The 22,209-nt window shown below is 30.5% G+C and carries 20 protein-coding genes; 8 read left to right on the forward strand and 12 right to left on the reverse strand.

All coding sequences use genetic code 11. The annotated features are described in order from the left end of the window. The first annotated feature begins 168 nt into the window (after positions 1-168). From HRT41_08125 to HRT41_08150, 6 genes are all read left to right on the forward strand, one after another. Positions 169-1,122, forward strand: a complete 954-nt coding sequence (locus HRT41_08125; protein ID NQY23989.1) for a TAXI family TRAP transporter solute-binding subunit — start codon at positions 169-171, stop codon at positions 1,120-1,122. Positions 1,123-1,248: 126 nt separating this feature from the next. Continuing rightward, positions 1,249-3,828: a TRAP transporter permease gene (locus HRT41_08130; protein NQY23990.1), complete on the forward strand. Its 2,580-nt coding sequence runs from the start codon at positions 1,249-1,251 to the stop codon at positions 3,826-3,828. Positions 3,829-3,843: 15 nt separating this feature from the next. After that, on the forward strand, positions 3,844-4,119 hold the full coding sequence (locus HRT41_08135; GenBank protein NQY23991.1) for a hypothetical protein: 276 nt from the start codon (positions 3,844-3,846) through the stop codon (positions 4,117-4,119). Positions 4,120-4,327: 208 nt separating this feature from the next. Further along, complete coding sequence (locus HRT41_08140; GenBank protein NQY23992.1) at positions 4,328-4,966, forward strand: GntR family transcriptional regulator; 639 nt, start codon at positions 4,328-4,330, stop codon at positions 4,964-4,966. 9 nt (positions 4,967-4,975) lie between these two features. Further along, positions 4,976-6,322 (forward strand): aspartate aminotransferase family protein, encoded by a 1,347-nt coding sequence (locus HRT41_08145; GenBank protein NQY23993.1) that lies wholly within the window; start codon positions 4,976-4,978, stop codon positions 6,320-6,322. After that, on the forward strand, positions 6,319-7,155 hold the full coding sequence (locus tag HRT41_08150; GenBank protein NQY23994.1) for a 3-keto-5-aminohexanoate cleavage protein: 837 nt from the start codon (positions 6,319-6,321) through the stop codon (positions 7,153-7,155). The genes HRT41_08145 and HRT41_08150 overlap by 4 nt, the downstream gene beginning before the upstream one ends. Before the next feature lie 9 nt (positions 7,156-7,164). Here the strand turns inward: HRT41_08150 and HRT41_08155 are convergent, their stop codons facing one another. The 12 genes from HRT41_08155 to dctP all read right to left on the reverse strand — a co-directional run bounded on the left by HRT41_08155 (position 7,165) and on the right by dctP (position 19,674). Beyond that, positions 7,165-7,809: a response regulator transcription factor gene (locus tag HRT41_08155; GenBank protein NQY23995.1), complete on the reverse strand. Its 645-nt coding sequence runs from the start codon at positions 7,807-7,809 to the stop codon at positions 7,165-7,167. Position 7,810: 1 nt separating this feature from the next. Continuing rightward, complete coding sequence (locus HRT41_08160; protein NQY23996.1) at positions 7,811-8,926, reverse strand: PAS domain-containing sensor histidine kinase; 1,116 nt, start codon at positions 8,924-8,926, stop codon at positions 7,811-7,813. Between the two features lie 53 nt (positions 8,927-8,979). Continuing rightward, on the reverse strand, positions 8,980-10,179 hold the full coding sequence (locus HRT41_08165) for an acetyl-CoA C-acetyltransferase (GenBank protein ID NQY23997.1): 1,200 nt from the start codon (positions 10,177-10,179) through the stop codon (positions 8,980-8,982). Positions 10,180-10,187: 8 nt separating this feature from the next. After that, the gene (locus HRT41_08170; protein NQY23998.1) at positions 10,188-10,823 is read right to left on the reverse strand and encodes a 3-oxoacid CoA-transferase subunit B; all 636 of its coding nucleotides are present in this window, start codon (positions 10,821-10,823) and stop codon (positions 10,188-10,190) included. Between the two features lie 2 nt (positions 10,824-10,825). Continuing rightward, positions 10,826-11,473 carry a CoA transferase subunit A gene (locus HRT41_08175; protein ID NQY23999.1) on the reverse strand — a complete coding sequence of 216 codons (648 nt, stop codon included), beginning with the start codon at positions 11,471-11,473 and terminating at the stop codon, positions 10,826-10,828. Between the two features lie 189 nt (positions 11,474-11,662). Beyond that, positions 11,663-12,439 (reverse strand): 3-hydroxybutyrate dehydrogenase, encoded by a 777-nt coding sequence (locus tag HRT41_08180; GenBank protein ID NQY24000.1) that lies wholly within the window; start codon positions 12,437-12,439, stop codon positions 11,663-11,665. 13 nt (positions 12,440-12,452) lie between these two features. Then, complete coding sequence (locus HRT41_08185) at positions 12,453-13,952, reverse strand: CoA-acylating methylmalonate-semialdehyde dehydrogenase (protein NQY24001.1); 1,500 nt, start codon at positions 13,950-13,952, stop codon at positions 12,453-12,455. 117 nt (positions 13,953-14,069) lie between these two features. Continuing rightward, positions 14,070-15,458, reverse strand: a complete 1,389-nt coding sequence (locus tag HRT41_08190) for a TRAP transporter large permease subunit (protein ID NQY24002.1) — start codon at positions 15,456-15,458, stop codon at positions 14,070-14,072. Then, on the reverse strand, positions 15,448-16,053 hold the full coding sequence (locus HRT41_08195) for a TRAP transporter small permease subunit (GenBank protein NQY24003.1): 606 nt from the start codon (positions 16,051-16,053) through the stop codon (positions 15,448-15,450). Before HRT41_08195 ends, HRT41_08190 begins: the two co-directional genes overlap by 11 nt. Positions 16,054-16,081: 28 nt before the next feature. Beyond that, positions 16,082-17,131: a TRAP transporter substrate-binding protein gene (locus HRT41_08200; protein NQY24004.1), complete on the reverse strand. Its 1,050-nt coding sequence runs from the start codon at positions 17,129-17,131 to the stop codon at positions 16,082-16,084. An 85-nt stretch (positions 17,132-17,216) separates the two neighbouring features. Continuing rightward, complete coding sequence (mmsB, locus tag HRT41_08205) at positions 17,217-18,104, reverse strand: 3-hydroxyisobutyrate dehydrogenase (GenBank protein NQY24005.1); 888 nt, start codon at positions 18,102-18,104, stop codon at positions 17,217-17,219. 475 nt (positions 18,105-18,579) lie between these two features. Continuing rightward, on the reverse strand, positions 18,580-19,674 hold the full coding sequence (dctP, locus tag HRT41_08210) for a TRAP transporter substrate-binding protein DctP (protein ID NQY24006.1): 1,095 nt from the start codon (positions 19,672-19,674) through the stop codon (positions 18,580-18,582). A 198-nt stretch (positions 19,675-19,872) separates the two neighbouring features. Here dctP and HRT41_08215 point away from each other — a divergent pair, with 198 nt between their 5' ends. Further along, complete coding sequence (locus HRT41_08215) at positions 19,873-21,057, forward strand: aspartate aminotransferase family protein (GenBank protein NQY24007.1); 1,185 nt, start codon at positions 19,873-19,875, stop codon at positions 21,055-21,057. Next, complete coding sequence (locus HRT41_08220; GenBank protein ID NQY24008.1) at positions 21,038-22,198, forward strand: TolC family protein; 1,161 nt, start codon at positions 21,038-21,040, stop codon at positions 22,196-22,198. The genes HRT41_08215 and HRT41_08220 overlap by 20 nt, the downstream gene beginning before the upstream one ends. Positions 22,199-22,209 lie beyond the last annotated feature (11 nt).

Below are 22,209 nucleotides of genomic sequence, written 5' to 3' on the forward strand. Positions count from 1 at the left end.
AGATGAAGATATCTTTATCGTAAACATTTATAAAATTAGCGCAATAAATATAAAATTATAGGCAAAGAAGTTCGGTTTTTCAAAAAAAACCACTTCTATTATAATTTTATAGATTATTTGTTATTTATGAAATACATATAAATTAGCATTAAAATTAAAGGAGATATAATGAATAAAAAATTAGCAACTATTGTTTTAGCAGGTGCAATATCAATTCCAGCTTTCGCGGCAGAATTTATAACAATTGGTACTGGTGGAGTTACTGGTGTTTATTACCCACTAGGTGGATCAATTTGTAGATTAGTAAATAAAGGTAAAAAAGAGCATGGGGTTAGATGTTCTGTAGAATCAACTGGTGGGTCAACGTATAACTTGAATACAATTAGAGCTGGCGAATTAGATATGGGTGTTGCACAAGCGGATTGGCAATATCATGCATACAATGGTAGTGATAAATTTAAAGCAAATGGTGCAGATAAAAACTTAAGAGCTGTATTCTCTGTACATTCAGAGCCTTTTACTGTTATTGCAAGAGCTGATTCTGGAATTAAAACACTTGCTGATTTAAAAGGTAAAAGAGTTAATATTGGAAATCCTGGTTCTGGTAGTAGAAGTACTATGGAAGTTGTAATGAAAGCAAATGGTTGGACAAAATCTGACTTTAAATTAGCAGGTGAATTAAAAGCATCTGAGCAATCAAAAGCACTTTGTGATAATAAAATTGATGCAATGATTTATGTTGTTGGACATCCATCTGGAGCGATTAAAGAAGCAACTACTACTTGTGATAGTAAAGTAGTTTCATTTGAAGGACCAAATTTAGAGAAAATGCTTGCTGCTCATCCTTACTATGGAAAAGATATTGTTCCTGGTGGAATGTACAGAGGAAACCCTGATGATATTAATACATTCTCAATGGCTGCAACATTTGTAACTTCTTCAAAAATTTCTGAAAAAGTTGTTTATAATGTAGTTAAAGCAGTATTTGAAAACTTTGAAGCATTTAAAAAACTTCACCCAGCATTTACTAATCTTACTAAAGAAGCAATGATTAAAAATGGTTTATCAGCTCCTTTACATAGAGGCGCAATCAAATATTATAAAGAAGCAGGTTTACTGTAAGCCCAGCTTTCATTAAACTTACACGTAAGGGAAAGAAATTTCCCTTACAAAATTAATTTTTAAAATTCATTTCGTTTATTTGTCACATCTTTGAGATTTAAAAATTCATTTTCATAAGGAGTATTTATGAATGAAGAAAAAAAACCTGAACTTTCTGGTGCAGAAATAGCAGCAGAATCAGAATCAGGAGGAAGAACACCCTCTAACCCTAATTTAGCTAATTTTATTGTTTATTTAGCGCTAGCATGGTCTGTATTCCAACTATATGTTTCATCCCCTTTGGTATTAGAGTTTACACCATGGATGAATGCCGATGTTGTTAAAAGAATTCACTTAATGTTTGCAGGTTTTCTTGCTTATATGAGTTATTTGCCATTAAAAAATTCTCCAAAACACTATGTTCCTATTACTGACTGGATTATGGGAATATTATTATTATTATGTGTTTCTTATTTAATTTACAATCAAGTATGGAATTCAGAAGTATTTGAAATGAGATTAGGAGTTCCAAATCAACTTGATTTAATTACATCTCTTATTGGTTTAGGGTTATTACTTGAAGCTGCAAGAAGATCACTTGGCCCTCCTCTTATGATAGTTGCGCTTTGTGCTTTAGTTTATGCATATTTTGGTTTAGGCGATTATGGTGGAGCTTCAATTAATAAAATTGTTTCTCATATGTGGATTACAACAGAAGGTACCTTTGGTATTGCTATTGGTGTATCTGCCACTATGGTTTTCTTATTTGTACTTTTTGGTGCACTTTTAGAGCAAGCAGGAGCAGGTAATTATTTTATTAGAGTTGCTTTCTCATTAATGGGTCACTTTAAAGGTGGACCTGCTAAAGCTGCTGTTGTATCTTCTGCGATGACGGGAATGATTTCTGGTTCTTCAATTGCAAATGTTGTTACAACAGGAACGTTTACTATTCCGTTGATGAAAAAAGTTGGGTTTTCGGCTGAAAAAGCAGGTGCTATTGAAGTTGCTGCTTCGACCAACGGGCAATTAACTCCTCCAATTATGGGAGCTGCCGCTTTTTTAATGGTTGAATATGTAGGAATTCCTTTTGTAGAGATTATTAAACATGCCTTTTTACCTGCAATTATTTCTTATATCGCACTTATTTATATTGTGCATTTGGAAGCAATGAAGATGGATATGAAAGGTTTACCTAGAGTACATTTCATGACTAAAAAAGCAAAAATGATTGGTGTTTTATCTGTTATTATTATAATTAGTTTTTTAATGTATGTGCTCCCTCCTGTTATAGCATTTATTAAAATGACTATGGGTGATGATACTTTTATTTCTATTTTAGTTTTAATTCTAATTTCTTATGTAACGTTGGTGTATTTATCATCTAAGGTACCTGATTTAACAGATGATGATATTGTTGAATTACCGGAAGTTGGACTTACTGTTAAATCAGGTTTCCATTATTTATTACCTATTGTTGTTTTGGTTTGGTTATTAACAGTTGAAAGACTAAGCCCCGATTTATCAGCATTTTGGGCATCTATTTTTATGATATTTATAGTTCTTACTCAAAAACCATTAATGGACTTTTTTAGAAAAGAAGAGACTATTTTTGGAAGAATGGGTGAGAGTATTTACGATCTTAAAGAAGGTCTTGTAAATGGTGCTAAAAATATGATTGGGATTGGAGTTGCTACTGCAGTTGCTGGAATTATTGTTGGAACAGTTACCTTAACAGGTGTTGGACAAGTGGTAATTGGATTAGTAGAGACTATTTCTGGCGGAAATATTTTCTTAATTTTATTATTAACTGCAATCATTTCACTTATTCTTGGAATGGGATTACCTACAACTGCTAACTATATTGTAGTTTCTAGTTTAATGGCTCCTGTAATTGTAAGTTTAGGAGCAGCTAATGATATTGCTATTCCTTTAATTGCAGCGCATATGTTTGTATTTTATTTTGGTATTCTAGCCGATGATACACCACCTGTCGGGCTTGCCGCCTTTGCAGCCGCAGCCATATCAGGTGGAGATCCAATTAAAACAGGTATTCAAGGTTTTACTTATGATATAAGGACTGCTTTATTACCATTTATGTTTATATTTAATACACAGTTATTAATGATAGGGATTGAAAATACTTTTGATTTTATTGTAGTAGTAATTACAGCCATTGTGGGAATGATGCTCTTTGCAGCAGCAACTCAAGGCTTCTGGTTGGTTAGAAATAAATGGTGGGAAACACTATTATTATTAGCAATAACATTCTTAATGTTTAGACCAGGATATATTTGGGACAAGGTACAAGCACCTTTTGAAAACAGACCAGGGTCTGAAATCTTCCAAATTGCGGGAACTATGCCTGCTGGTTCTACTTTAGAATTCACGGTAAAAGGAGAAACAATTGATGGAGATGAAAGAGTTTTTACTTTTGGACTTCCTTTATCAGAAGGTAAAAATGGAAAAGAAAGATTAGATGGTACTGGTTTTATGTTGGATAATATGTTTGGACCAATGGAAGTAGCAATGGTTAATCCAGGGCATAATAAACAAGTACAAGCGATGAAAACTGCTGGTGTTGATAGCGGATGGATTGTTCAATCCGTAAGAGTTAAAACAGACAGATTACCAAAACAAATTGTTTTAATTCCTGTTTTTGCATTTTTATTCTTCATGGCATGGATGCAACTAAAACGTAAAAAAAGACAAGAAGAACAAAAATCTTAAAAAGAAGGATTTAATATGATTGAGTGGATTATACTTGTTGGTATTGCAGTTGCAATGTATGTAATTATTTATAAGTACGAACAAAAGATGAACAAAATGCAAGAATTAATTGATGAGAATCGAAAGAATATTGATTCAAATAGAGACAGTATTCAAAACAATCAAGATAAAATCGTGAAAAATCATTCACGATTGGATGATCATTATAACCATATTGAGAAATTATGGGTTTCTTCTCCTAAAAAGAAAAAAAAGAAAAAAGAAGAGAGTTCAGAGGATAAAAGCCTTTAATCTTTCTCTCTTATAAATCTAAGCCTAGTTATTTTATAACTAGGCTTTTTTTTTCTATTTTTTTTACCTACTATACTTACCTTTATTAGGAAACTAAAGTCCTCAACAAATCCTATTTAATTATTATTTTTAATTTAAAGTATTTTTAAGCAAAAAGAGCCTAAAATTGTCGACAATAATATATATATTGTCGACAAAAGGAAATACTATGTCCCTTAAAATAAAGGACAATTTAAAAAACATGATAGTGGATTATATTTTTGAAGCCATACTTAATAATGAATTCAAAAGTAAAGATCAAATAAAAGAAACCCACCTAGCAAATAAGTTAAAAGTAAGTAGAGCCCCAATAAGAGAAGCTTTTTCACATTTGGTAAGTTTAGGAATTCTTGAGCAAATAGAAAAAAGAGGTGTATTTGTAAAAGAAATTAATAAACAAGATATTATTGATACCTATGAAGCAAAAGGAATAATAGAAGGTTTTTTAGCAACCTCTTTTATTACACATGCAACTAAAAAAGATTATGATTTATTAAATGCTTATGTAATAAAGATGAGTAAAAATACCAACAGTGAAAAAGATATTGCTGGTATTGGAACTCTTTTTCATAAACATTATTTAAAGTACGCTAAAAATCTTCTTTTATTAAATGAATTGGAAAAACTAAATAAAAAGTCTCATTTACTTTTTTCAAAAAATCTTTCAAAATTATATTCAAGAGAAGAAATAAAACAAAGACATCAATTAATTGCAGATGCTTTGATAAGCAAAAATACACAAAACATTGAAAATACAATAAAAGAACACTATTTCCATACAGGAAATAAGATTATTTTATTACGTTAAGGATAAAACATGAGTTCAAAATATATTTTACAAAGAAGTTTAAAAGCAGATCTTCCTGTTGCTGTAAAAGGTGATGGTATTTATCTCATTGATGAAAATGGGAAAAGATACTTAGATGGTTCCTCAGGTGCCGCCGTATCTTGTTTAGGACATAGCAATCAAAATATTAAAGATGCCATAATAAAACAGTTAGATGCTTTACCTTATGCACATACTTCTTTTATGACGTCTAAACCAGCAGAAGAATTAGCACAAATGCTTATCTCTAGAGCTCCTGATAATTTTGATAAGGTTTATTTTTTAACGGGAGGTTCTGAAGCAGTTGAAACGGCTTTAAAACTAGTAAGACAGTATCATCTTGAAAATAAGGAACCACAGCGTAAAAATATTATTGCGCGCTTACAAAGTTATCATGGAAATACGCTGGCCACTTTAGCAACAGGTGGAAATATAAAAAGAAAAGAAGCTTTTCTACCATATCTGCCTACATGTATGCACCATATTGACCCCGTTTATGCTTACAGACTTAAAAAAGACAATGAAAGTTTGAGCGAATATGGTTTGAGAGCTGCTAATTTATTAGAAGAAAAAATCTTAGAATTAGGAGCCCATACTGTATCCGCATTTATTTTTGAACCTTTAGTTGGTTCAACCCTAGGTGCTGTTGAAGCACCTCTGTCTTATTATAAAAGAGTAAGAGAAATCTGCGATAAATATGGAGTATTACTTGTATTTGATGAAATCATGTGTGGAACAGGAAGAACGGGATATTTATTTGCAAGTGAATATACCCATGTCAAACCAGATTTAATTACTATTGCTAAAGGAATTGGTGCTGGTTATCAGCCCTTAGCTGCTTGTTTAATTTCTAAAAAAATTTGTAAAGCTATTGAAGAAGGTTCTGGAGATTTTTCTCATGGACATACTTATATTGCACATGCAACAGCTTGTGCTGCAGGAATTGCTGTTTTAAAAGAATTTGAGAATGAAAATTTATTAGAAAATGTTCAAAAAATGGGGCATTATTTAAAAAGCACCTTAGAAAAAAGATTTTTTAATCACAAGCATGTAGGAGATATCAGAGGAAGAGGTTTATTTATTGGTTTAGAGCTTGTAAAAAACAGAAAAACAAAAGAATGTTTTGATCCCAAACATAAACTTTTTGCACATATAAAATCAACAGCAAAAAACTTAGGATTACTTTGTTATCCAATGGGTGGAACTAACTTTGGAAAAGAAGGTGACCACATTTTATTAGCACCTCCTTTTATAATTAATAAAGAACAAGTTTTAGAACTCGTTGATATTTTAGAAAAAGCAATTAATCAAAGTTTAGAAGAAAAAGGTTTAGTATGAATGCAGGAATAATGGTAGCACCTAATGGGGCAAGGTTATTACAAGATGAACATGAAGCTTTACCCTTAAAAGAAGAGCATATTGCAAATACGGCTTATGAATGTGAACAAGCAGGAGCGCAAGCAATACATTTACATGTAAGAGCCGATAATTTCAAACATATTTTAGATGTAAAAAAATATCAAGATACAACAAAAGCTATAAAAAAACTTTGTTCAAAAGATTTTATCATACAAGCTACTACAGAAGCAGTTGGAATGTATAAAGCAAATGAAATGATATCCTTAATAAAAGAGTTAAAACCACAGGCAACATCTGTTGCAATTAGAGAGCTTATTTTAAATGATACAAAAGAAGAACTGCATGCTGCAAAAGATTTTTATTCTTTTGCAAGAGAAGAAAATATTGGGGTTCAGCATATTTTATATTCGATTGAAGATGTCAAACGTTTTGCGAATCTTTTGGAGCGAGAAATCATTCAAGGAAATAAACACAGTATTTTATTTGTCTTGGGACGTTATGCAAAAGATCAGCGCTGTGATGCTAAAGATTTAATTCCGTATTTACAAAGTTTAAAAGACTTGTCTTTAGAAAAAGATGTACATTGGATGTTATGTGCTTTTGGAGAAATGGAAATTCCTTCTTTATCAGCAGCTGCTGTTTTAGGAGGGCATAATAGAATTGGTTTCGAAAACTCAAGAAAACTTCCTAATGGAGATATAGCCTTAAGTAATCAAAAACAAGTAGAATATTTAAGAAATCAATTAAAAGCCTTAAATATTAAAAAAGTGTCAACACAAAATATGAGAGAAATATTAGGAATATTTAAATAAATTCCTAATTTATTCTACTTCAAACATATAACCTCGATTAGAAGAAGCAAGAATGTAGGTTTTTTCGAATTTTTTTCTTAATCTTTTAATCAGTGTTCTAATAGCATCCAAAGAAGCATAGTTTCCTTCCCAAACATAGTTTTGTATGTTCTCATAAGAAACAATTTCATTTTTATTTCTTAAAAATAAATTCATTAATAAATTCTCTTTTTGTGTCAATTGGCTTTTTTTATTTTCAATACTAATACAACTCTCTGAAAAAGAAAAATAACAATTTTTATCAAAAGCTACTGTTTTTTTAGTAATATTACACAGTTTATCTACTTTAATTTCTAGTTCATCGATAAAAAAAGGTTTTTTTAAATAATCATTACAACCAAAATCATAGGATTCTTTAATAATATCTAATTCTACGGTTGCTGAAATAATAATAACAGGAACATCATCATAATATTCTCTTATTTTTTTAAGAATTTTAATACCATTAACATTAGGAACATTAATATCTAAAATAAAACAAGAATATCCATTTGTGATATTAGAATAGGCTTCTTTTCCATCAATAAAAGAGTCTACTTGATAACCTTTTAATTCAAATTTTAGAATAATGGTTTCATTTAATGTTTTGTTATCTTCTAATAATAGTATTTTCATGTTATTTCTCTTTACTTTTAGGAATTTTTATGGTGAAAATTGCATTGTTTTTGTCATTATGCGCAGTAATTTTCCCATGCATTTTATCTTCTATAATTATTTTTGCCATGTATAAACCAAAACCTGTACCATTTACATTGGTAGTAAAAAAAGGCTCAAAAAGCTGTTCTTTTATCTCTTCATTAATAGCCCCCGCATTGTCTTTTATTTCTATTAAATTATAATCATTACAAAAAGAAAGACGAATATTTATTTTTCCTTTAAAATCTGAGCTTTCATTGACTTTAACTATTTTGTTTTTAGCATTGTTAATAATATTCAATAACACTTGTTTCATTTCATTTTCATAACCATAAATAAACATTTCATCTTTCACTTCTTCAAAATCAAAAATGACTTGAATATTAAAATAAAAAATCTGTTTTCCTACAATATCAAAAATATCACGTATGGCTTTTTTGATACCAAAACTTTTTTTTAGTGTAGAAGGTTTTAAAAAGTTTCTAAAATCACTTAAGGTTTCTGACATATATTGTATTTGAATCATAGAGTCATTAACAAAATCAGACATTTTGTCTTTATTGATTTTATCCATGTTGTAATACAACTGCATTCTTTGAATTTGTGCAGAGAGTTCTACTAAAGGTTCATTCCATTGATGAGCAATAGAAGCAATCATTTCTCCCATTTCAGCAAACTTGCTTTGTTGAATTAAAAACTCTTTTTCTTTTATTCTTTCTGTAATATCATTCATCACACAGACAATACCAGCCACTTCTCCATTAGGATGCAAAGAGACTGCTTTGTTTAAAATAAAATATAAAATTTCACCTTTATTGCTTATAAAATAGACTTCATCTTCATAAGGTTTTAAGGTACTCATAATATTTTTATCAATTATTTTATGTCTGTCAGTTACTGTTTTAGGGAAAAAGTCATAGGCAGAGTTACCTATGATTTTTTGTTTACTCGTGCCAAGAAGTTTAGCAAAAGAGGTATTACAACGAATAAACATTCCTTGCATATCTTTATAATAAACAGGATTGGGAAGGGTATCTAATAAAACATCCTCAAAGGTTAAGTTGCCTCGTAAAGATTTTTTCTTTTTTGTTTTCATTACATACCTTTTTAACATTTTAGAATTATATCAAAGAGTATTTAATAATACTATTAGTTTACTCTTTTTAATAAAACAGCCGTTCCTAAGCCTCCACCTATACATAAAGAAGCAATGCCATATTCACTTTTTCTTTTTAACATTTCATGTACCAATGAAACAATAATTCTATTTCCACTTGCACCTACTGGGTGACCTAATGCAATACCAGAACCATTTACATTGATTTTTTCATTGATATCTTTCTCACTTAAGTGACATGTTTCTTTTAACATTTCAAAAACTCCCAAACTTTGAGCAGCAAAAGCTTCATTAATTTCCATAATATCAATATCCTCAAAGGTCATTTTCGTTTTTTCAAGCAAAGCTTTAATAGCATAAGCAGGGCTTAAACCCATCACATTAGGATCGATTCCAACTTGAGTATGAGCAATAATTTCAACTAATGGTTTTAAATTTAATTCTTTAACTGCTTTTTCAGAAGCAAGAAGAGTAAAACTAGCACCATCATTTATTCCAGAAGCATTACCAGCAGTTACACTTCCACCTTTTTTAAAAGCAGGTCTTAAACTTGATAATTTTTCCAAAGAGGTTCTTCTATTTATATATTCATCTTTTGAAAAAATAGTATCCCCTTTTCTGTTTTTTATAACAATAGGCGTAATTTCATCTTTAAATTTATTCTCATCATCAGCTTTTATCGCTTTCTTTTGAGAATTAATTGCATATTCGTCTTGTTTTTCTCTTGATATAGAATATTTGTCCGCAATATTTTCAGCAGTAATACCCATATGGTAACCACCAAAAGCATCCATTAAAGCATCATTAACCATAGAATCAACCATAGTTACATTTCCAAGCCCTAAACCACTTCTTCCTTTTCCTGGAAGTAAATAAGGTGCGCTTGACATAGATTCAACCCCACCTGCAATAATGACATCTTTTTCACCTGCTTTAATTTCAGAAACACCTGTCATTAACGCTTTCATTCCAGAACCACATAACATATTTAAAGAATAAGCAACAGTAGATTCACTAAGGCCTCCATAAATTGAAGCCTGTCTTCCTATTCCTTGAGAATGTCCAGCAGATAAAATATTCCCAACAATCACTTCATCTACTCTGTTTTTATCAAAATCTTTTACAAGATCTTTTATTACTTCACCTGCTAAATGTCCAGGATCTAAATCTTTTAAAGATCCTAAATAACTTCCAATTGCAGATCGTTTTGCTTCTACTATATATACTTTCATATTATTCCTTAGTCTTTTAACGCTACAACATAAGAAGCAGGGGTTAATGCTTTAATTTCTTCTAAACTAACACCCTTACTTAATTCAGTTAAATGAAGTTTATTATTAATAAACTCAAAAACGCCCATTTCAGTAATAATCATATCTACTACTGCTTTTCCTGTTAAAGGAAGAGTACATTTTTTAAGTATTTTAGGATTCCCACGTGCCGTATGAACCATAGAAATAATCACTTTTTTAGCACCATTGACTAAATCCATTGCTCCTCCCATTCCAGGTAATAGTTTTCCAGGAATTTTCCAGTTAGCAAGATTTCCTTCTTCATCTACTTCAAGAGCTCCTAATACTGTCATATCCAAATGCCCTCCTCTGATGATTTCAAAAGAGGTAACAGAATCAAAGAAAATACCCCCTTTTTGAAGCACCACATTCGTACCTCCTGCATCTACAACATCTTTATCTAAGGTTTCTTCGTTAGCTTTATCCCAAACACCAGCAAATCCATTTTCAGAATGAAGATTAATATGAATATCTTTTGAAATATAATCTACTGCTAAAGTAGGTAGTCCAATTCCTAAATTAACAAAATCACCATTTTTGAATTCTTGTGCAACACGTGCAGCTATTATTTGTTTTGCTTCCATCTTTAGGCCTTTATAATATGATTAATGTAAATAAATGGAGTATGGATAAAATTGGGATCTAATTCGCCATTTTTAACAATTTCTTCTACCTCAGCAATTGTTACTTTTGCAGCTCCAGCCATTGGAACATTAAAGTTTCTAGTTGCTCCATTAAATACCAAGTTCCCGGCTTCATCTGCTTTTTGTGCTGAAATAAATGCCAGATCAATTTTAATTGGTAATTCTAAAATATAATCTTTTCCATCAATTGTAATTACTTCTTTTCCAATTTCAACTTCAGTACCTAAACCTGTTTGTGTTAACACTCCCCCAAGTCCTGCAGCCCTCGCTCGTATACGTTCAGCCAAGGTTCCTTGAGGTACAAGTTCTAAATCAATAAAGCCTTCAATAACTTGTTTTTGTGTTTCTTTATTCGTACCAATATGAGAAGCCAACAGTTTTGTAATTCTTCTGTCATCAATTAAACGTCCAATACCATATCCATCTCTTGCAGTATCTGTAGCAATTAGTGTTAAATTTTTAACATTGCTTTTTAAAATTTCGTCAATGATATTATGTGCATTACCACAGCCCATAAAACCACCAATTGCAATAGTCATTCCATCTTTTAAAAATTCAGAAATTTGGTGTATTTGTATTTGTTTTTCCATATTGTTTTCCTTAATAAACAGCTAATAAATCACAAATAAAAGAATCTAAATTATTTTATTTGTGATTTTCTTCTTCTAATTATAAAACGAAAAAATGATATTATTATGACAGTTTGAGAGAAAATGATTTATTTAGCTATAAACACTTTTTTTACCCAAAAAATAAGACAAAAGCTGCCTTATTCTTCTTTATTGAATCGTATATCCACCATCCATTACTAAAGCTTGTCCTGTAATTGATCTTCCATGTTCGCTTGCTATAAACATGGCGTAATTGGCAATTTCATCACAGCTTAATAATTTCTTTTGAGGAACCAGTTTTAAAATGACTTCTTCTAAAACATCTTCTTCACTCATATTCCTGTTTTTGGCAATATCTGCTAATTGATTTCTTACTAATGGTGTATCCACATATCCAGGACAAATTGAATTAACCGTAATATTATCTTCTGCACCTTCTAACGCTGCCACTTTTGTAAGCCCCAATAAACCATGTTTTGCAGAGTTGTATCCTGCTTTTCCAGCAAATCCAACCAGGCCATTAATAGAAGCCATATTAATTATTCTTCCAAAACCTTGTTTTTTCATAATAGGGAACAACTCTTTTATCGCAATAAAAGGACCCACTAACATTAGTTTTAACATAAACTCATATTTAGAAGTAGGAAAATCTTCTATTTTATCAACATGTTGAATCCCCGCATTTGAGATAAAAATATCAATACGTCCATAATGTTTCATACTTTGTTTAATTAAGTTTTTAATATCTTCTTCTTTAGAAATATCACAAGGTATTGCTAAAACGTCATATCCTGCATTAATAAATTCTTGATGAACCTTAGTTAATGCTTCTTCATTAATATCAGATAATACAATTTTTGCTTCATTTTTTGCAAATACTCTTGCTATACTTAAGCCAATTCCAGATGCGGAACCCGTAATTATTGTTATTTTATTTTTTACCATAATTCTACTTTTATTATTTTGAGTGGTCTTCTTTAAAATTAAAAGCAACCTCTTCATGTTCTTCTTCTTCAAACCATTTCTCTGTTACTGTTTTTGTTTCTGTATAAAAGGTTATTGCCTGTTTTCCATAAGCATGCAAATCCCCATAAAAAGAGCCTCTCCATCCAGTAAAGGAGAAAAAAGGTAAAGGAACAGGTATGGGTACATTAATACCCACTTGCCCAACTTTCACTTCTCTTCTAAACTTAGTTGAACTGGCCCCACTGGAAGTAAAAATAGAAGTTCCATTACCAAACATATTGTTATTAATAATATCTAAGGCTTCATTTAAGTTTTTAGGTTGCATTATGCTTAATACAGGTCCAAAAATCTCTTCTTTATAAATACTCATATCAGTAGTAACTTCTGAAAAAACGGTAGGCCCAATCCAATTTCCTTTATCATACCCTTTTACTTTTGCCCCTCTTCCATCTAATAATAATGAGGCTCCAGCATCCACACCTTCTTGAATAAATCCTTCAATTCGATTAAGTGCCATTTTTGTCATAACAGGCCCATAAGAAGCACTCTTATCGTTCCATGCTCCTGGTTTTACTTTACTTAAGGCTTCTACTAACTCAGAAATCCATGCTTTTGCTTGTCCTACAAATAAAACAACAGATATACCCATACATCTCTGTCCTGCTGCTCCCATAGAAGCTCCAATGAGCGCATTTATAACATTTTGTTTATTCGCATCAGGCATAACGACTAAGTGATTTTTTGCTCCCACAAAAGCTTGTGCTCTTTTTAAATTAGCAGTAGCTCTTGAATAAATGTAAGAACCAACAGCAGGAGAACCTACAAAAGAATATGCTTGTACTAAATCATGATCTAATAAAACATCCACTTGTTCTTTTTGTCCATGTATTATTTGTAATAAATCTTTTGGTGCTCCTGCTTGAATAAACAGCTCTGCTAACTTCATTGCTGTATTGGGAACCATCTCTGAAGGTTTTAAAATAAATGCATTTCCACATACAATAGCTAAAGGAAACATCCACAAAGGTATCATTGCAGGAAAATTAAAAGGTGTAACTCCTGCACAAACTCCTAAAGCTTGTCTATAAGAGTAAGTATTCATTTTAGTGGAAACATTTTCAATGGTTTCCCCCATCATTAAAGTAGGAGCAGAACAAGCAAACTCAACCACTTCATAACCTCTTACGATATCTCCTTTTGCATCATCTAAGGTTTTACCTTGTTCAATACTTAAAATTTCTGCAAGTTCATCAATATTTTCTTTAATCAATGCTTGATATTTTAACATTAGACGTGTACGTGTCATTATAGGCGTATCTTTCCATGACAAATAAGCACGGTGCGATTTCTCAATAGCTGCACTTATTTCATCTTTTGTACTTAAGGGAACCAATACTTGTACCTCTTGCGTTAAGGGACAAATTTTCTCATAAAACTTATCTGTATTACTTTGTATAAATTCATTACTTACCATTATGTTTAATTTTTTCATTGTATTCCTTGTTTTATAATTTGATTTATTTGAAAGTATTTTCTTTGAAAACTAAGTAGCTGTGCTAAATATGTACTCAAGAATGAAGGCAGTTTCAAAAGATGAAACTGCATTTATTTACGTATAAGCGATGGATGGTAACCATGTAACAATTTCTGGAAAAGAAAAGACAATGGCCAAACCAATAAGTTGCAAGATAATAAAAGGAATAACCCCTTTATAAATATCACTTAATTGTATTTCAGGAGGACAAACCCCTTTTAAATAAAATAAAGCAAAACCAACAGGAGGGGTTAAAAATGACGTTTGTAAGGTCATTGCAACTAAAAGAACGAACCAGACTAAAGTAGGGTTTTCAATTCCAAAACCATTAATTTCTAAAGCAAGTTCACTAATAATAGGTGCTACTAAAGGTAAAATAATTAAAGTAATTTCAATCCAATCAAGAACAAAACCTAAAACAAATATCAATCCAAGTATAAATAAGATAATAATAACAGGGTCTTCAGAGATAGAATTAAGAGCTGACATAATTAATTCATCTCCACCTAATTCTCTTAATACCAAAGAAAAACAAGTAGCTCCTACAAAAATTGCAAAAATATATCCTGTCGTATTCATAGTTGCTTTTGAAATCTTTAGCACTTTCTTAAAAGTAAGTTGATGGTTCATAAGCATTAACAATAAAGAGCCAAATGCTCCAATTCCAGCAGCTTCAGTAGAAGTTGCCAAACCAAAAAAGATAGAACCTAAAACAGCTAAAATTAAAAATGCAGGAGGAAGAATATTTTTAAATAAATCCCATACTAGGTTTATTTCGCTTTCATCATCCAAAGAACTAGTAACTAAAGGCATTTTTCTAGGCCGAACTATTCCTAAAATAACTAAATAACCTACGTATAAAGCACCTAAAATCAAGCCAGGAAAGACTGCACCCATAAAAAGATTTCCCACAGAAATACTCAATTGATCAGCCATAATAATAAGCATAATACTAGGAGGAATAAGTATTCCCAGAGTCCCAGAACTAGCAATTACTCCAAGTGCAGTTTGTTTATCATAACCTTGTTTTAGCATTACAGGTAAAGACATTACCGCCAATAAAACAACAGATGCACCAATAATACCTGTAGAAGCTGCTAATAAAACTCCTAAAATGACAACAGTAATAGCTAAACCACCTCTCATTTTTCCAAAAAATCTTTGCAAAGACGTAAGAAGTTTTGCTGCAATTCCAGATTCATCTAAAGCAAGACCCATAAAAATAAACATAGGCAAAGCAACTAGAATCCAGTTGTCCATAATTTTAAAAATTCTATTACTTAATAAACCAATTGTATTATAATCTAAGCCTGTAATAGTGCCTAAATATAAATCAGATAAATACCCAATACCAGCAAAAGCAATACCAACACCTGCTAAAACCCATGCAACAGGAATTCCAGAAATTAATAAAAATATAAATGAAAGAAACATTGAGATGACTAGATATTCGTTAATTTCCATTTTTCACTCCTTTTGTTAAAAATGAGATATGCCGTATTAAACGAGAAAAACTCGCAATTAACAATAATATAAAACTAAGTGGCAAAACACTTTTTATGAGCCAACGATAAGGCAAACCCTCAGGAGAACCGGAACGCTCATTTATTCTTAAGGCTTGCATTGTCATATCAATTCCGTAATCAATAACAATCAACATAAAAGGAAGCATTAAAAATAAAATTCCTATAATTTCTATTTTCCGTTGGGTTTTTGTTGAGAAATGTATTCGAGCAATATCCACACGAACGTGAGAATGATTAACCATTGCATACGACAATCCAAACATAACAATCATGGCATATAAGTGCCATTGTAATTCTTCTAATTGTATAAAATTAATACTAAGCGTATATCGAAAAAAGACTTGAATAACAATGATAGCAATTAATAATAGGCACAGTCCAGAAATGACTGTCCCTATTTTATAGACTATAGAATCCAAAAGAATACAAATCTTTGGTATTTTTTCATTTTTGAGTCCTCCTTGAAGTTCAAGAGTATGACTCACCTCATCATAACTTTTAACAGGCTCTACAATATGATCTTTTGCTTCCATAATAATCCTTTAATTTTCTAAATTAATACTATCTTGGTAAAAATGCTAATTTACTCCAATAAGAATAATCTGCTCTAAATTTTTCTAAGTCACTCCAAACTGTATTAAAAGTTTCATCTTGTTTAAGATCAACCAGTGCTTCTTTCCAAGCACCTTTAAATGCATCTAACATTTCAGGAGACCATTTTTTAACAATTACACCACGGTTTTCAATATTTTCTTTAATAACTGCACCTTGAACTGCTTCACTTTCAGCCAATGAATCTGTCATATTTGCTTTACAAGTCATTTCAATTGCACTTTGTTGCATATTAGACATTTTATTCCATGTTTTATTATTAATTAATAATTCAAAAACAGTAGCTTGTTGATGCCATCCTGGGAAATAATTAAATTTTGCAATTTTGTAAAACCCTAATAGTTGATCAACTACGGGCATTGAGAATTCACTGGCATCAATTACCCCTTTTTCTAAAGCAGAAAAAATCTCACCACCTGGTAAGAGAGATATTGAAGCCCCAAGTTTAGTCATAACATCTCCACCTAAACCAAAGAATCTCATTTTAAGACCTTTTAAATCCTCAGGAGAATTAATCTCTTTTTTATACCAACCAGCAGTTTCTGGTGAAGAAATGGAACAAGGTAATACATGAACATTGTATTTCGCATCATCATACATTTTTTGATACAATTTTAAACCATTTCCTTTGTATAACCATGAGAAAAACTCAGGTGCTTCTGGTCCAAAAGGAACAGATGAAAAAATGGCTGCCGCAGGCATTTTCCCTTTCCAATAACCAGCTGTTGACCAACCCGCATTTACTTTTCCACTTGAAACTGCATCTAATATTTCAAAGGGAGCTACTAGTTTCTTAGGCTCATATATTTTAACTTTTAATGTTGAAGAAATTGATTCAAGACCTTTTTTAAATGCAGGTAAGGGTGTACCTAAACCAATCAGATTTGTAGAAAACGTTGTTGGAACTTTTAATAAAACTTTTTTCTCAGCTGCTGCAACACTTGTTGCACAAATACTTAAGGATACTAATCCTGTTACTGCTAAATTTTTAATATTCATAATCTTCCTTTTGTTTTTTAATTTTTTCTAACGTACTTCTTAAGAATTAAATAAAGCCTCCTTTTAAAATTTTTTATATATATTGTTATTTTTGTGAAAAGAGATTAAAAATATTTGAAAAATCTTTTTCTCCCTTTCCTTCATTTGAGTATTGTGCATACAGATTTCTTGATATCGAACCTAAGGGGGTGGGAGAATTACTCTCTATACTTGCTTTCATTGCTAGGTTCATATCTTTTAACATCAAGTCTAAAGCAAAACCTCCTTCATAATTATTAGAAGAAGGTACATTCTTTTGAACATCTGGGCAGGGATTATATACTTCTAATGTCCAATTTCGTGAAGAGCTTTTAAGCATAATTTCTGATAATACTTTAGGATCTAAACCATTAGCAATTCCAAGTTGTAAAGCTTCAGATGTTCCTGCCATTAAGATTCCCAATAACATATTATTACAGGCTTTTGCCATTTGGCCAGAACCTGCATTTCCCGCATGAAAAATATTTTCTCCCATATCTTTTAATATTGTTTCTACTAAAGTAAACATTTCTTTAGAAGATCCCACCATAAAACTTAAACTTCCAGCAGTAGCACCATTTACACCACCTGAAACAGGCGCATCTAACATAGAAATACCTTTGTTAATAGCTTCAAATGAAAGTTTTTTAGTAGTAGATACATCTATAGTGCTGCAATCAATTACGAGAGTCTCTTTTGAGATATAATTTAATAAACCCTCTTCTCCCAGATACAAACCTTCCACATGTCTACTAGCAGGCAACATAGAAATGACAAAATCAACATTTTCTACGCTTTGTTTTGCATTTAAACATATATGCGCACCTATTTTTTCTAACCTTTTTAATGGGGCATCCACTAAATCAAAAATATTCAAAATATGCCCAGCCTTAAGTAAATTAGCGGCCATTGGTTCTCCCATATTTCCTAAACCAATAAATGCAATTTTTGCCATTTTTATCTCCTATAATTTCAATTATTTAATAATTATTAAGAACTAAGTTCTTCATTAAATAATAATTTTATTTTTTTAATATTTCAGTATATATTTTTAAAATGACAAAATTATGTCAAATTAATAAGTTTTTAATCTTTATTTATTTCTTAAATTAATTGTTTTATTGTTAGAATAAGCAGTATTTATAGTGTAATTTTGTTTTTAAAGGAGATTTATAGGTATTTTCTACTTGATATAGGAATTTAAAAAAATACGCCACAATAATTATATAGCAAGCATTATTTTATTTTTCTATAAAATATAATTATTCTAAAAAATTATTTAATCTTGATTGTGTAAATTATTTTTATGATTATATTATTTAGATATCTTTGTTTTGCTATTTTATAATAAGCATCAATTTGCATTAAATTGTTTAAATAATTGCTGCTTTACTTTTCATTATATGTCTAACCCCGAAGAGGGATTAGTACTATTTTAAATTGTCTTTTAAGTATAAGAAATCTGACATTTCAGTCCAAGCTCTTGCTTTTTTCTGGAATGATTTTTGAGAATCAATTATTTCTTTAAATAAAGGATTGTTTTTGGCTAATTCTTCATTCACTTTTTTAATAATCAATTCATCATTTACTGATTTCATTTTATCCATAACTTCTTTTGGAAAAGTTTTGATTTGAATATTTGGGTAATCTTTTTCAATTTTATCCCAAGCTTCAGCTGACATTGCATAATTTTGTACATAATTATCATATGCAGTTAATTTAATAGCTGCTAATAATACTTCTTGTAAATCTTTAGGTAATTTATTAAATTTCTTTTCATTTACTAAGTACTGTAAATCTGTACCTGGTTCATGCCATCCTGTGTAATAGTATGGTGCTACTTTATGAAATCCCATTTTGATATCCATTCCTGGGCCAACCCATTCAAGTGCATCAATAGTACCTCTTTCAAGTGCTGTATATAACTCACCTGAAGGAATATTAGTAACAGTAGCTCCAAGTTCTGCCATTACTTCCCCAGCAAAACCAGGAATTCTCATTTTAAGACCTTTTAAATCTTCTAAAGAATTAATCTCTTTTTTAAACCATCCACCCATTTGGTTTCCAGTATTTCCACCAGGAAAAGACAATACTTTATGTTTTGAATATACTTTTCTAGTTAATTCTTCTCCACCACCATAAGAGTACCATGCAAAGAACTCAGGAGCAGTCATACCAAAAGGCATAGTAGATAAAGGAAGAGTATTAATATCTTTACCTTTCCAATAATATGAAACAGAGTGACCCATATCATATTGACCACCCTTAACCATATCTAAAATTCCAAATGCAGCTTTATGTTTATTAGAAGCATCCACTCTAATAAGTAACCTACCATTTGACATTTTTTCAACCATTGCTGATAGTTTTTTTGGTGCATCAATAAAGGGAGATAATGTTGGTCCCCAAGTTGTTGCTAACTTCCATTTATATACTTTCTCTTTAGCCTGTGAGCTAGTACTTAATCCAGCAAGTAATACTGTAGCCAACAATATTTTTGCGGATTTTGTTCCTAATATGTTCATCGTCATTCCTTTTCGCTTTTCGCTTGAAATAATATATAACTTTTTTATGACAATTTAATGACATCCTAGGAAAAATGCACTATTAAAGTAAAATATTTCAATTCAATAATTTTTTACTTTTTACGTACATCTTTTATATTAACGCAGTGTTTATTCTATGTTAGATATAATTTTGCCAATAAAGAAAAAGGAAATTGTGTGAACTTACAAGACTTAGATAAAAAATATGTTTTAAATACTTATTCAAAAAATTATGTCAATTTTGTAAAAGGTGACAACGCAAGATTATGGGATAATACGAATAAAGACTATATTGATTTTGGAACAGGAATAGGAGTTGTTTCTGTAGGACATGGGAACAAAAGAGTTGCTGATGCCATTTATAAACAAGTGTCAAATATTACTCATGTTTCAAACCTTTATGGCATTGAACCACAGGCAAAACTAGCCCAAAAGTTAAATCTTTTAAGCAAAATGGATGTACAAACATTTTTTGGAAACTCAGGAGCTGAAGCCAATGAGGGTGCTATTAAAATAGCACGTAAATACGGAGAAAAAAGATTTAAAAATAAAAAATTCAAAGTACTTACTCTTGAGCATTCTTTTCATGGAAGAACCATTACTACGGTAAAAGCGTGTGGACAAGAAAAAATGCATGATAGTAGTTTTGCTCCTTATCCTGATGGTTTCTCATATACTAAAGATATTCAAGCTTTATATGAAAACATTGATGATGAAACGGTTGCTGTTATGATTGAACTGGTTCAAGGAGAAGGAGGAGTTCATCCTTTTGAAAAAGATGAAATTCAAAAACTAGCTAAATATTTAAAAGAAAATGATATTTTGTTAATAATAGATGAAGTGCAAACAGGAATATACAGAACGGGTGATTTTTTAGCATCTATTACTTACGGTATTACACCTGATATTATTACTCTTGCAAAAGGATTAGCAGGGGGCGTTCCAATAGGAGCTGTTATGACCACCTTAAAAGATGTATTTGAACCAGGAGATCACGGTTCAACTTTTGGCGGAAATTATTTATCTAGTACGGCGGCTCTTGAAGTTCTATCTATTTTAGAAGAAGAGAAAAACAAGGGATCACTTGATGAAACCATTGAGTACTTTTCTTCGAAATTACAAGAAGTGTATGAAAATAATACGAATTTATTTACTTCCCTTGTAGGTATTGGTTTAATTAGAGGGTTAAGAGTAAAAGATACGCAAACACTTCAAGATATTATTAAGAATTCTTTTGAAGAAGGGTTATTGGTTTTACGAGCAGGAAAAGATACTCTACGATTTTTACCAGCATTAACTATTACAAAAGAAGAAATCAATGAAGGTTTCAAAAGATTAAACAATGCACTTGCTAAAACCTAAGGCTGTAATTTTTTCTTTATGTCTTGGTTTTGTTTATGCACAAGAAGATATTTTATCTCCTGTGCATGAAAACATATTTAAACTTAATAAAGAAAAAACAAAAGAAGAAAGTGCTAAATTAAAAAAAGATTGGATTAATCCAATTATTTATAAATACTCTAAAAGTTATTCTGATACTTTAGATACAACAAAGTCACATATTTCAATCTCTCAACCACTTTTTAAAAGTGGTGGAATTTTCTCTGCTATAAAGTATGCTGGTTTTCTACAAAAATATTCAGATTTAGACATTGATATTCAAAGAAAGAATCTGATTAAAGATGCTACTAAAATTCTTTTTAATTTATATAAGCTGGATGTACAAATTAAAAAACAACAGCACTCAATTTTAAACGCATTATTGGATATAACAAGAAAAAAAGAACAAGTTTTAGGTGGATTTTTAGATACATCTTTTTTAGACAATGCCATTATTAAATCAAACAGTGAAAAAAGTTTATTGATTGATTTAGAGTATCAAAAAGAAGAATTAATAAACAATTTCTCAAATATTTCACATAAGAAATACTATGAATTAAAACCTCCTCATTTAAATTTACTTTCTAAAAAAGCATTCATCCAAGAAAATATTCTTATTGAACAAAGCCTTGTTGACATTAAAACTAAGAATAATTATCGTAAAACAATAGAAGCAAAATATTTACCTTCTTTAAATTTTGTTTACGATTATACAAAATATCATGCTTCAAACAATGAATTATTAAAAGACGGAAGTACCTATGGTTTTAATATTACTATGCCTTTTGATATTCGTTTTTCAAATGATATTCAGGCACAAAAAATTGCCACCTTAATTGCAAAAGAAAATCTAAGTATAGTTGAGCTTAAAGAAAAGAATTTATATAAAAATAAACTAGCAAAAATAAAAATGCTTCAGAAAAAAACAATACTTGCAAAAGAAGACTACGAATTATATGCTTCTTTATTAAAAATAATTATTGAAGAAAAAGACGCTCAAATAAAAACACAAAGTGATGTAGATACACTTGTCAATTCACAAGCAATAAAAGCATTGGATATAAAGATTTTTTATTATGAAGAGCAAATAGAGTTGTTAGACTTATATGCTAAGATTAAGTAGAATAAAAAGGT

Source organism: Campylobacteraceae bacterium, assembly GCA_013215945.1.
GTDB lineage: Bacteria > Campylobacterota > Campylobacteria > Campylobacterales > Arcobacteraceae > NORP36.